Source organism: Mesocryomonas lacus (genome assembly GCF_055730105.2).
On record NZ_JBUZWF020000003.1, the window covers coordinates 458,906 to 471,916 of the forward strand.

Here is a 13,011-nt window from a genome sequence, read left to right on the forward strand (position 1 = left end):
ACCCAAAAGCCGCGGTCCAGAGGGGTTTCCGCAATCCTTCCAACGCCGTTACGATTTTGTTTCGATCAGCCACGGGCCTTAACTTTCGCTTAACCATCGTCAGCCATGAATAGCAAACACGCCATTTTGGGCTTGGGGACGGCGGTTGATGACGAAGCATGTGGCGGTGTTGATGGGTGGGTTGTCGAGCGAGAGGCCAGTCAGCCTGTCCTCGGGCAATGCCTGCGCCGACGCGCTGGAGGCCGAGGGTTTTCGCGTCACGCGTGTCGATGTCGGCCGCGATATCATGACGGTGCTGGCCGAGTTGAAGCCGGACGTCGCCTTCAACGCGCTGCACGGCCCGTTCGGCGAAGACGGCACGATCCAGGGCGTGCTCGAATATCTCGGCATTCCCTACACCCATTCCGGCGTCCTCGCCTCGGCGCTCGCCATGAACAAGGTCAAGGCGAAGACCATCGCCAAGGCTGCCGGCATTCCGCTGGCCGAGGCCAAGGTGCTCGACCGCCGCGTCGTCGCCGAGAAACACGTCATGCCGACGCCCTATGTGGTCAAGCCGATCGCGGAAGGCTCCAGCTTCGGCGTCCTCATCGTCCGCGAGGACCAGGCGCACCCGCCGCAGCAGCTGCATGGGTCCGACTGGGTCTTCGGCGACATGGTGATGGTCGAGCGGTTCATCCACGGCCGCGAGCTGACCTGCGCGGTGCTCGGCGACGTCGCGCTCGGCGTCTGCGAGATCACCACCGAGGGCAGTGCCTTCTACGACTATGATTCGAAATACCTGCCAGGCGGCTCGACCCATGTCATCCCGGCAAAGATCCCGGCAAGCGTCACCCGCCGTGTGCAGGAATATTCGCTGGCCGCGCACGCCGCGATGGGCTGCCGCGGCGTCAGCCGCTCGGACTTTCGCTACGACGACCGTTTTGGCGAGGGCGGCGAACTGGTCTGGCTCGAAATTAACACCCAGCCCGGCATGACCCCGACCTCACTGGTGCCCGACATCGGCCGCGAGGCCGGACATTCCTTCGGCGAATTGCTGGCCTGGCTGGTGGGAGACGCGTCATGTCATCGCTGAATGCCGATCGCCCGGAGCGCGGCCCGCGCAACCGTCTGGCCCTCAAGCTGTCGATGTTCGGCCGCCGGCTCGCCGCGACCGGCGAAAGCCTGGCGCGCATGCCGCAACTGACCTTCGGCAAGCTGACCGTGATCCTTCTCGCCTCGACCGGGCTCTACGGCATGTCGCTCGGCGGCCATACGACCGCGGTGATCGACTCCGTCGCCGAGCCGCTCGGCTTCTCGATCGAGACGATCGACGTGTCCGGCAACACCGAGACCTCGGAGATCGACGTACTGCAGGCGCTTTGGCAGACCGGGGCCGAGAGCCTTCCGTCGCTGAACCCCGATGCCGCCCGGCAGACGCTGGAAGCCATGCCGTGGATCGAGAAGGCGGCGGTCGCCAAGACCTATCCCGATCGCGTCGCCATCAAGCTGACCGAGCGCAAGCCGTTCGCTCTCTGGCAGAAGGGCCGCGAGCTCTTCGTCATCGACCGCGATGGCCGCGAGATCGTGCCCTATGCCGCCAACCGCTTTTCCAACCTGCCGTTCGTGGTGGGCGTCGGCGCGGCCAAGCATGCCGCCGAATTTCTCGACAAAATGGATGCGGTACCTGAGCTTCGCGCAAGGGTGAAGGCCTACATCCGCGTCGGGGACCGACGTTGGGACCTGCGCCTGGACAACGGCAAGACCTTGCGTCTGCCCGAGGAAGGGGCGGTGGAAGCCGCTGCGGAAGTCGCGCGGATGGATAGGGATATCGGCTTGTTGTCGCGTGACATTCTGGTGGTGGATATGCGGATCGAGGACCGGATGGTCATTCGGTTGACGCCCGATGCCCTGGTGCGGCGCGATGCCGCCCTCAAGGAGCGCGCCAAGGTGATCAAGCGCAGTCAGAAGGCGAACCCGGCATGACGTTCTTTTCCGGATCCGCCGGCGGCCTGCCGCGCATGCGCGCCTTGCCGGGACGCAAGACCCGCATCATCTCGATCCTCGACGTCGGCACGACCAAGGTCACCTGCCTGATCGCCCGGCTGAAGCCGCGTGCCGAGAGCGAGATCCTGCCGGGCCGCACCCACGAGATCGAAGTCATCGGCATCGGCCACCAGCGCTCGCGCGGCATCAAGTCGGGCGTCGTCGTCGACCTCGACGCGGCCGAGAAGTCGATCCGCTTCTGCGTCGACGCGGCCGAGCGCATGGCCGGCCTCACCATCGAATCGCTGATCGTCTCGCTCACCGCGGGCCGGCTGAAGAGCGTGCGCGGCAAGGCCGAGCTGCCGATGCACGGCGCCGAGGTGTCGAGCGCCGATCTGAAGCGCGTGCTCGGCATGGCGGCACGGGCGCCGCTCGATCAGGGCCGCATCATCCTGCATTCCGTCCCGTTCGACGTCTCGCTCGACGGCGAGACGGGCCTCGAGAACCCGCAGGGCATGATCGGCCAGAAGCTCGGCGCCGATATGCACATCCTCACCGCCGAGGAGACGCCGCTGCGCAACCTCGAGGCCGCGATCAACCGCGCCCACCTCGTGGTCGAGGCCTTCGTCGCCACACCCTTCGCCTCCGGCCTGTCGACGCTCGTCGACGACGAGGCGGAAATGGGCTCGGCCTGCATCGACATGGGCGGCGGCGCGACCACCATCGCGATCTTCCAGAACGGCCGCTTCGTTTACGCCGACAGCGTCGCCATGGGCGGCCACCACATCACCATGGATCTCGCCCGCGGCCTGTCGATCCGGCCCGAAGATGCCGAGCGCCTGAAGGTCATGCACGGCTCGGCGATGAGCGAGCTGATGGAAGACTCAGACACCGTCGAAGTCGCCCCGCTCGGCGAGAACGGCTTCGAGGCGCCGATCTCGGTCGCCCGCTCGCTGGTCGCCCGCATCATCCGTCCGCGCGTCGAGGAGACGCTCGAGCTGATCCGCGACCGGCTCGCGGCCTCGGGTCTCGGCCACGTCATCGGCAAGCGCGTCGTCCTCACGGGCGGTGCCAGCCAGCTCGCCGGTCTCAGCGACACGGCCCGCACCATCATGCAGCGCAATGTCCGGCTCGGACGCCCCGTGGGCGTCGCCGGGCTCAGCGCCGCCAACAAGAGCCCTGCTTTCGCCACGTCGGTAGGGCTCCTGATCTATCCGCAGGTCGCGGTGATGGAGCACTTCGCCGACAACTCGGCGTCGAGCTTCGCCTTCGACGAAACCACCAAGGTCGGCCGTCTCGGCTCCTGGCTGCGGAAGAGTTTCTAGCCATACCGGCGGGGTACGCCCCGCCGGACCGAAAAGTCGCGCGCCGCGCGCCTTAGTGCCCCACAGACGTCAGGCCGACGCGGCGAGACGGCCACCACAGCGAAGAGGAAACAGGACCATGCCCATCAACCTCGCAAAGCCGGACATCACGGAACTCAAGCCCCGGATCACCGTCTTCGGCGTCGGCGGCGGTGGCTGCAATGCCGTCAACAACATGATCAATGCCGGCCTCGAGGGCGTCGAGTTCGTGATCGCGAACACCGATGCGCAGGCCCTGCGGTCCTCCCGCGCCGAGCGCGTCATCCAGATGGGCGTTGCCGTCACCGAGGGCCTCGGCGCCGGCTCGCAGCCGGAAGTCGGCCGCGCCGCCGCCGAAGAGTCGCTCGACGAGATCTGCGATCACCTGATGGGCTCGCACATGTGCTTCGTCACCGCCGGCATGGGCGGCGGCACCGGCACGGGTGCAGCACCGGTCGTCGCCCGCGCTGCCCGCGAAAAGGGCATCCTCACCGTCGGCGTCGTCACCAAGCCGTTCCACTTCGAAGGCCAGCGCCGCCTGCGCATCGCCGAGCAGGGCATCGAAGACCTGCAGAAGAACGTCGACACGCTGATCGTCATCCCGAACCAGAACCTCTTCCGGATCGCCAACGACAAGACCACCTTCGCCGACGCCTTTGGCATGGCCGACCAGGTGCTCTATTCCGGCGTCGCCTGCATCACCGACCTGATGGTCAAGGAAGGCCTGATCAACCTCGACTTCGCCGACGTCCGTTCGGTGATGCGCGAGATGGGCAAGGCGATGATGGGCACCGGCGAAGCCTCGGGCGAGGGCCGTGCGATGGCCGCCGCGGAAGCTGCGATCGCCAACCCGCTGCTCGACGAGATCTCGATGAAGGGCGCCAAGGGCCTCCTCATCTCGATCACCGGTGGCCGTGACCTCACCCTCTTCGAGGTCGACGAAGCCGCAACCCGCATCCGCGAGGAAGTCGATTCGGACGCCAACATCATCCTCGGCGCCACCTTCGATGAGAGCCTCGAGGGCGTCATCCGCGTCTCCGTCGTCGCCACCGGCATCGATAAGACGGCGCAGGAAGCCTACGACCGTCCGATCGAGATCCGCCATGCGCCGATGATGCAGCGCCCGGTCGCCGCGCAGGCCCCGGTCCAGCAGGTTCAGCAGCCGATGGCGCCGCAGCCGATGCCGATGGTCGCCGAGGCGCCGCGCGCCGCGCCGGTCTACCAGGAAATGCCGATCGACGACGTCGAGGACGACTTCACCAGCGCCCTCGAGGCCGAGATCGCCGAGGTCCAGATCCGGACGCCGGCGCCGATGGCACCAAACCACAGCCTGCGCCGCGAGGCACCCGTCGCTGCCGCCCGCATGCCCCGCGTCGAGGATTTCCCGCCGATGGTGCAGGCCGAATACGGTGCCAAGTCTGCCGTCGACCCGGTCTCGGGTGAGGACAAGGGTCCGATGGGCCTGCTGCGTCGCCTGACCACCGGCCTGTCGCGCCACAGCGAGGAAGAGCAGAACGAGTTGGCCCGCCAGGCCCGCGTCGAGCCCCGCCGCGCTGCAGCCCCGGCCGAGCAGAACCCCTACGCACCGCGCCGGCAGGCCGCCGAATCCGCGGCGCGTCCGACGGCTGCCCCGCAGCGGGCGATCAGCGACGACGAGCAGCTGGAAATCCCGGCCTTCCTGCGCCGCCAGTCCAACTGATCCCAACCGTTGCAAGCTTGACACAAGGCCCGCCGTCACATGACGGCGGGCCTTTTTCGTTAAGGTATTGTTTATGTTGATTTTTACTCAATCGAAATGGATCGAATGGTAATACGGGGTAAGAATCCGTGATTTGGCTCAGGTGGTCCCCCGGCCTATTTTAACATCAAGAATTCGGGGCTTCGGCGCCATGGCCTTCCTGGGGAGGGGGCCAGGGACAGCGCAGGAGCCCTTCTCGCGAGAGATGGTGATGCCCGGTGCATCCCGCTTCGGCGAGGCAAGTGAAAGGGACTACCGCACGTGACAATGTATCAGCAGACGCTCGGCGCACGCATCGATTTCGACGGCGTCGGCGTCCACAGCGGCAACCCCGTGCAACTGACCTTGCTGCCCGCTCCCGCCGATACCGGCGTCGTCTTCCGCGTTTGCGGCGGTCCCGGCCTGCCGAAGACCATCAAGGCGATCTCCTCGAACGTGCCGGCCACCGACCTGTCGACGATCATCGGCAACCCTCATGGCGTTCATGTGGCGACCATCGAACATTTGATGGCAGCGCTCTACGCCATGGGCGTCGACAACACGGTCATCGAGATCGACGGCAACGAGATCCCGATCATGGACGGCTGCTCGGCGGCCTTCGTCGCGGCGATCGAGTCCGTCGGCCTGCGCAGCCAGGCGACGATGCGCCGCTACATCCGCGTGCTGAAGCCGGTTCGCGTCGAGATGAACGGCTGCTCGGCCGAGTACACGCCGCATGCTGGTACCCGCTTCGAGATCGAGATCGACTTCCCCACCGCCGCCATCGGCCGCCAGACGTTCAAGGCCGACCTCTCGGCGCGCATGTTCCGCGACGAGCTCGCCCGCGCCCGCACCTTCGGCTTCATGAAGGATGTCGAGCGGCTCTGGGCCTCGGGCCACGCGCTCGGCTCCTCGCTGGAAAATTCCGTCGTTATCGGCGACGACGACCGGATCATCAACCAGGGCGGCCTTCGCTTCGTCGACGAGTTCGTGCGGCACAAGGCGTTGGACGCGATCGGCGACCAGGCGCTGGCCGGCGGCCGCATTCTTGGCTGCTACAGCTCCTATCGCGGCGGCCACAAGCTGAACGCGCTGGCGCTGCAGGCGCTGCTCGCCGACCGCACCGCCTACGAGATCGTCGAGATGCCGTCGCGTCGCCGCGAAATCGTTCGGCACTCGCCGCTGATCACCGCGGCCGTCGCCGCGCCTGCCTACGGCCCGCAGACTCTTTAAGGCGGCGCTCGGTCGTCTCAAGACAAGAATCTGCGTGTCGATTCGTCGTTAGACTGACAGTTCTCTCTTCAATACTGTTTATGCTGGTGCAGGGCGCTGCGACATCTTGGGATGCGCGGCGCCTTTGCATGGGATGACGCTCCCCGGTGCCATAAAAAAGGCGCCTTGCGCCCCCTTCAAACGTTGCCGGGGGCCGGTGTCTGTTCTAGACAGCGCTGGGGCCGCAGGAAACACGCAGGGGAATCCGATTGATGCTGATCTCGACGCCATTGCGAGCGACGTCACGCCTGGCGCGGCTCTCGGCTTGCCTCGTGCTCGTCGCCACGCCCCTCGTCCTCTCCGGCTGCATGTCCGGGAAGGATGACGACATCGACGTTCTGGCGCTGGCCGCCGAGACCGATCCGCCGGATGTGCTCTACAACCAGGGCCTCGCCAACCTCGAAGGCGGCCGCCTCAAGGAGGCTGCGGCGAAATTCAAGTCGATCGACCGCCAGCACCCCTATTCCGAATGGGCCCGCAAGGCTCTGGTGATGAGCGCCTTCACCAGCTACCGCTCCGGCGATTACGAGGAGGCGGTCACTTCCTCGCGCCGCTACCTCAACACCTATCCCGGCACGAGCGAAGCCGCCTACGCCCAGTACATCATCGGCCTCGCCTATTACCGGCAGATCCCGGACGTGACGCGCGACCAGAAGGCGACGGCGCGCGCCGCGGCCGCTATGCAAGAGGTCGTCGACCGCTATCCCGACTCAGAATATGCCGAGGATGCCCGCACCAAGATCCGCGTCTCGCGTGACCAGCTGGCCGGCAAGGAAATGCAGGTCGGCCGCTATTATCTCGAGCGCCGCGAGTACATCGCCGCCATCAACCGCTTCAAGCGTGTCGTCGAGGCCTTCCCGCAGACCCGCCATGTCGAGGAGGCGCTGGCCCGCCTGACCGAGGCCTACTACGCCATGGGCCTCGTCCAGGAAGCCCAGGCCTCGGCCTCGGTGCTCGGCCAGAACTTCCCGGAATCGCAGTGGTACAAGGACAGCTATTCGCTGCTGCAGTCCAAGGGCCTGGAGCCGCGCGCCAGCACCGGCGGCAATTCCTGGTTCGTCAAGGCGACCAACGCCATCACCGGCGGCGGCGACCCTTCCTGAAGGGGCGCGCCCCCGGGTGCGGCAGAGCGAACGAGAACGGAAGCAAGCCGGGGCGACCCGGCTTTTTTCATGGCCGGGCCTTCCAACCCGGTTTTTTCGTAGGCGGAGGCGGTTACGGCGGTGCTCGCCCATTGGCGTTTCGCGTTCGACCGCACATATCTTCCATCCCGCCGGTTGCCTTTCGACCGGACAGCGATTAGCCATCGGCGCGCATGCTTGTTCACCTTTCGATCCGCGATATCGTCCTGATCGAACGCCTCGATCTCCAGCTGAGCGACGGCCTGTCCGTGCTCACCGGCGAGACGGGTGCGGGCAAGTCTATCCTTCTGGATGCGCTGGCATTGGCCCTCGGCGGCCGCGGCGACGGCAGCCTGGTGCGGCACGGCGCCAAGCAAGGCGAGGTGGTGGCGGTGTTCGATCCGCCGGCCGCCCATCCCTCGCGCAAGCTCCTCACCGAGAACGGCTTCGACGACGACGGCGATGTCATCCTGCGCCGGATCCAGAGCGCTGACGGACGCACCCGCGTCTTCATCAACGACCGCCCGTCCAGTGTCGGCCTGATGCGCGACATCGGCGTCAGCCTCGTCGAGATCCACGGCCAGCACGATGACCGTGCGCTGGTCGATCCCGAGGCGCACCGGCGGCTTCTCGACGAGTACGGGGCGCTCCGAGGCGAAGCCGAGGCGGTCGCCCGCACGCATGCCGACTGGAAGCGCGCCGAGGCCGAGCTCGTCCGCCACCGCGCCAAGGTGGAGGCGGCCGCCCGCGAGGCCGACTATATCCGCGCCTCGGTCGATGAACTCTCCGAACTCGCCCCCGTCGTCGGCGAGGAGGAGGAGCTCGCCGCCAGCCGCCAGATCATGATGCGCTCGGAGAAGATCGCGACCGATGTCGGCGACGCGCACGAGGAGCTCTCCGGCCATTCCTCGCCGATCCCCGGTCTCGCCGGCCTCCTGAAGCGACTCGACCGAAAGAAAGACGAGCTGCCAGGCCTGCTCGACGAGGCGATCGAGCGGCTGGACACAGCGCTCGACGCGCTGTCGGACGCGCAGATGAGCCTCCAGACGGCGCTGCGCAACCTCGAATTCGACCCGCGCGCCCTGGAGCAGACCGAGGAGCGCCTCTTCGCGCTGCGCGCTGCGGGGCGGAAATTCTCGCGGCCCGTCGATGCCTTGCCAGCCTTGATGGCGGGGATGATCGAGGACCTCGCCGATCTCGACGCGGGCGAGGAGAAGCTGACCGCGCTGGAGGCGGAGGTGCACGCCCACCGCGAGAAGCTCGACCAGCTGGCCGTCGACCTGTCGGACAAGCGCGTCGCCACCGCTGCGCTGCTCGAGGCCGCCGTGATGGCCGAGCTGCCGGACATGAAGCTCGAGCGCGCGGCCTTCATCGCCGACATGAAGCGCGATCCCGAAAGCCCGACCGCCGCCGGCATCGACACCGTCGAGTTCTGGGTCCGGACCAATCCCGGCACCCGCGCCGGCCCGATGATGAAGGTCGCTTCCGGCGGCGAGCTGTCGCGCTTCCTGCTCGCGCTGAAGGTGGCGCTCGCCGACAAGGGTTCGGCGCCGACTTTGGTCTTCGACGAGATCGACACCGGCGTCGGCGGCGCAGTCGCCGATGCCATCGGTCGCCGGCTCGCGCGCCTCGCCGCCCGCGTCCAGGTGCTCTCGGTCACCCACGCGCCCCAGGTGGCGGCCCGCGCCTCGACCCATCTCCTCATCTCCAAGGCGCAGACCCGCGCCGACGACGAACGCCTGGCGACCCGCGTCGAGCCCATCGCCGGCGAGTTCCGCACCGAGGAGATCGCGCGCATGCTGGCCGGAGAGCACGTGACCGCCGAGGCGAGGGCGGCCGCGGCGCAGCTGATCGGGGCGACGTGAGCTGCCGCTCTCCCCCCTTGAGGGGGAGATGGCCGGCAGGCCAGAGGAGGGCGCCGAAAGGCGGGGCCTTTGCAAGAGACGTGCAACGCCGCCTCTGGCGGTAGCCTCCCCCCGCTTCGAACGTTATTCTCGCGTGGGGCAGCAGTTCGCCCCCCTCTGCCCACCGGCATCTCCTTCTCAAGGGGGGAGATCGACCCCCTTTGCAACGGCGTATCCCATGACCGAGATCGACAACCTCACCGCCGACGAAGCCGCCGCCGAGCTGGAGCGGATCGCGCTGGAGATGGCGGGACACGACCTTCGCTATTACGAGGACGATGCGCCGACCATCTCCGATGCCGACTACGACGCCCTGCGCCGACGGAATTCCGCGATCGAGCGCCGGTTTCCCGATCTCATCCGCGCCGACTCGCCCTCGGCCCGTGTCGGCGCCGCGCCCTCATCGAAATTCGCGAAGGTGACGCACGCGCTGCCGATGCTCTCGCTCGACAACGCCTTCGACGATCGGGACGTCGCCGAGTTCGGCCGTCGCGTCCGCCGCTTCCTGCAGCTCGCGGACGACGCGCCGCTCGCGATCACCGCCGAACCGAAGATCGACGGCCTCTCGCTGTCGCTGCGCTACGAGAAGGGCCGTCTCGTCTCGGCGGCGACGCGGGGCGATGGCGCCGTCGGCGAGGACGTGACCGCCAACGCGCTGACCGTCGACGACATCCCGCACCGGCTCAGCGGCTGGAAGCCGGACGTGTTCGAGGTGCGCGGCGAGGTCTACATGTCGCATGCCGACTTCGCCGCGCTGAATGCGCGGCTGGCGGGCGAGGGCGGCGATACGGCCGCCGCGGATGGTGACGAGCCAAGTGAAAGCGAGGCGGATACGGCAAAAATCCGCCAGTTCGCCAACCCGCGCAATGCCGCCGCCGGCTCGCTGCGCCAGAAGAACGCCGAGATCACGCGCGCGCGCCCCTTGCGCTTCTTCGCCTATGCCTGGGGCGAGGCAAGCGCGCTGCCGCTCGCCGAGAGCGGCGAGGCTGCGGCGACGCAGACCGAGGTGGTGGCCGCCATCGGCCGGCTCGGCTTTGCCGTCAACCCCCTGATGCGCCGCCTCGACACCATCGACGGGCTCATCGCGCACTACCACGCCATCGAGGAACAGCGGGCGAGCCTTGGCTACGACATCGACGGCGTCGTCTACAAGGTCGACGATCTCGCGCTCCAGAAGCGGCTCGGCTTCGTCTCGCGCAGCCCCCGCTGGGCGATCGCCCACAAGTTCGCGGCCGAGCAGGCGACGACCGTCTTGCGCGACATCGAGATCCAAGTTGGCCGTACCGGCGCGCTGACGCCGGTCGCAAAGCTCCAGCCAGTCACCGTCGGCGGCGTCGTCGTCTCCAACGCGACGCTCCACAACGAGGACTACATCAAGGGCATCGGCCCGGACGGTGCGCCTCTCCGGGAAGGCCGCGACATCCGCATCGGCGACACGGTGATCGTCCAGCGCGCCGGCGACGTGATCCCGCAGATCGTCGACATCCTACCGGAGAAGCGCCCGGACGACAGCACCCCGTTCCGCTTCCCGACGCGCTGCCCGAGCTGCGGCAGCCACGCGGTTCGCGCCTTCAACCCGCGCATCGGCCGGCACGATGCGAAGACCCACTGCACCGCCGGCTTGACCTGTCCGGCGCAGGGGCGCGAGCGGCTGAAGCATTTCGTCTCGCGCAATGCCTTCGACATCGAGGGGTTCGGCGACATCTACGTCGAGGCGCTGTTCGACGCCGGGCTGGTCAAGGGACCCGCCGACATCTTCAAGCTGGAGTTCGAGCCGCTGAAGAAGGTGATCGGCGACCGGCGGGCGGAGCTGGCGCAAGCCAAGCGACTTGCCAGCGGCAAGGCCGAGCCGGTGAAGAAGGCGGCCAAGAAGAAGGGCGACGACGAGGACCGGTCGATCAAGAACCTCCTCGCCGCCGTCGACGGCCGCCGCGAGATCGCGCTCGACCGCTTCTTCTTCGCGCTGGGCATCGAGGATGTCGGCGAGACCACGTCGAAGGCGCTGGTGAAGCTCTACGGCACCGTCGAAAAGGTCATCGAGGCCGTGCGGATCGCCGCCAGCGAGCGCCCCGGCGACGACTGGCTGGAGCTCGGCTCGGTGAACTCGGTCGGCACAATCACCCTCGACCGGATGATCGAGGCCGCGCGGATGCACGAAGGCGACGCGGCCTGGGACCCGATCCGCGACAAGACCGCCAAGCTAAACACCCGCCAGCGGCTGGCGCTGAAGGAGCATTACGGCGAAGGCGACGGTCTGCGGGTGGCGCTGCAGAAGGCGGTCAGCCAGGAGCCCGGCCCGGTCTTCCGGACGCTCGCGGAAGGCGCCGATATCGGCGAGGTGGCCGCGCTCTCGCTGATCGACTTCTTCGGCGAGGAGCACAACAGCGTCGCAGTCGCCGAGCTGCTGGAACAGGTGAAGGTCACCTGGAAGACCGCGGATGCGTCGCAGCGGATATTCGACGGGCAGACGATCGTCTTCACCGGCTCGCTGGAGACGATGACGCGGCCGGAGGCGCAAGCGCAGGCCGAAGCGCTTGGCGCGAAAGTGTCCGGCTCGGTCTCGGCCAAGACGCATCTCGTCGTCGCCGGCCCCGGCGCCGGGTCGAAGCTGGCCGATGCCAAGAAGCACGGCGTCAAGGTGATCTCCGAGGACGAGTGGCGCCAGCTGGCGGGGCAAGCATGACGGCTCCGGTTGGCCCATGCGGATGCCGCCGCATGCGGGCGGGCCGGGCATGACCATCATCGCGATCGATTTCGAGACCGCCACCAACCGGCGCGACAGCGCCTGCGCGATCGGCCTCGCCTGGATCGAGGGCGGCACCGTCACGCGGCGGGAATACCGGCTGATCCGCCCGCGCGAGCTGCGCTTCGAGGCGATTAACACCTCGATCCACGGCATCACCGCCCATGACGTACGCAACGCGCCGCAGTTTCCTGACGTCTACCGCGAGTTCGCCGCGGCCTTTGACGGCGCGCTGCTGCTCGCGCACAATGCAAGCTTCGACGTCTCTGTGCTGAATGCTTGCCTCCAGTCCTACGGACTCGGCCGCCCGGCGCTGTCGTCCAGCTGCACGCTCGGCATGGCCCGCCAGCTCTGGCCGTCCGAGCCGAGCCACCGGCTGAACGCGCTCGCCGATCGCTTCGGGGTCCGCTTCCAGCACCACCACGCCGGCGAAGATGCTTTCGCCTGCGCGGCGATCGCGCTGGCCGGCGTGAAGGCGAGGAAGGCCAAGGGCGTCGCCGAACTGGCCCTCGCCATGGGCTTGCGCAAGAACCATCCGGCGCTGCCGTCGCTGGCCAAGGGCGGCATCGCCGCAAGGGCGCTGGAGGCGCTGAACGCGGTGCGCACGCCGCAGCCGCCGGAGGCCGGGCTGTTCGTGGTGAAGGGCTCCAGCGGCACGCCCTACGAGATCCGCCTGAAACTGAAGCCAGGCGCCGCGCCGCAACTCCTCTGCGGCTGCATCGGCGCCCGCTTCCGGCCGGAGTGCCGGCACGTGAAGCTCTTGAAGGCCGGTGATCTCAAGGACCTTCTCTCCGACAACCGGAAGGAAGCCAGAAAGCTCGTGGAGATGTTCCGCGGGTAGAGCGCCGCTCCGCTGAAGGTTGCCGCCAGGGTCCTCCTTTCCGTCGCGCTCCAACCCGCTTTCCCAGGGAAGAGCTGCTCTTGGCAAGATGAACGCGGTGCTGCGCGT

General features: G+C 67.7%; 9 protein-coding genes. All 9 read left to right on the forward strand.

Features of this window, described 5'->3' with window-relative positions:
* Positions 1-145 precede the first annotated feature (145 nt).
* The 9 genes from ACZLZQ_RS11985 to ACZLZQ_RS12025 all read left to right on the forward strand — a co-directional run bounded on the left by ACZLZQ_RS11985 (position 146) and on the right by ACZLZQ_RS12025 (position 12,903).
* Positions 146-1,072 carry a D-alanine--D-alanine ligase gene (locus tag ACZLZQ_RS11985; RefSeq protein WP_472932651.1) on the forward strand — a complete coding sequence of 309 codons (927 nt, stop codon included), beginning with the start codon at positions 146-148 and terminating at the stop codon, positions 1,070-1,072.
* Positions 1,060-1,962, forward strand: a complete 903-nt coding sequence (locus tag ACZLZQ_RS11990) for a cell division protein FtsQ/DivIB (protein WP_472949549.1) — start codon at positions 1,060-1,062, stop codon at positions 1,960-1,962. The genes ACZLZQ_RS11985 and ACZLZQ_RS11990 overlap by 13 nt, the downstream gene beginning before the upstream one ends.
* A complete protein-coding gene (gene ftsA, locus ACZLZQ_RS11995) occupies positions 1,959-3,287 on the forward strand; it encodes a cell division protein FtsA (RefSeq protein WP_472937092.1) in 1,329 nt (442 codons plus the stop codon). Before ACZLZQ_RS11990 ends, ftsA begins: the two co-directional genes overlap by 4 nt.
* A gap of 118 nt (positions 3,288-3,405) precedes the next feature.
* Positions 3,406-5,004 carry a cell division protein FtsZ gene (gene ftsZ, locus ACZLZQ_RS12000; RefSeq protein ID WP_472949550.1) on the forward strand — a complete coding sequence of 533 codons (1,599 nt, stop codon included), beginning with the start codon at positions 3,406-3,408 and terminating at the stop codon, positions 5,002-5,004.
* Between the two features lie 306 nt (positions 5,005-5,310).
* Positions 5,311-6,255: a UDP-3-O-acyl-N-acetylglucosamine deacetylase gene (gene lpxC, locus ACZLZQ_RS12005; protein WP_472949915.1), complete on the forward strand. Its 945-nt coding sequence runs from the start codon at positions 5,311-5,313 to the stop codon at positions 6,253-6,255.
* Positions 6,256-6,509: 254 nt separating this feature from the next.
* Positions 6,510-7,397, forward strand: coding sequence for an outer membrane protein assembly factor BamD (locus tag ACZLZQ_RS12010; protein ID WP_472933129.1), 888 nt, complete (start codon positions 6,510-6,512; stop codon positions 7,395-7,397).
* Positions 7,398-7,609: 212 nt separating this feature from the next.
* Positions 7,610-9,280, forward strand: a complete 1,671-nt coding sequence (recN, locus tag ACZLZQ_RS12015; RefSeq protein ID WP_472949551.1) for a DNA repair protein RecN — start codon at positions 7,610-7,612, stop codon at positions 9,278-9,280.
* Positions 9,281-9,497: 217 nt separating this feature from the next.
* Entirely contained in the window at positions 9,498-12,002 is a 2,505-nt protein-coding gene (ligA, locus tag ACZLZQ_RS12020) for an NAD-dependent DNA ligase LigA (RefSeq protein ID WP_472949552.1), read from the forward strand.
* Between the two features lie 49 nt (positions 12,003-12,051).
* Positions 12,052-12,903: a 3'-5' exonuclease gene (locus tag ACZLZQ_RS12025; RefSeq protein ID WP_472949553.1), complete on the forward strand. Its 852-nt coding sequence runs from the start codon at positions 12,052-12,054 to the stop codon at positions 12,901-12,903.
* Positions 12,904-13,011 lie beyond the last annotated feature (108 nt).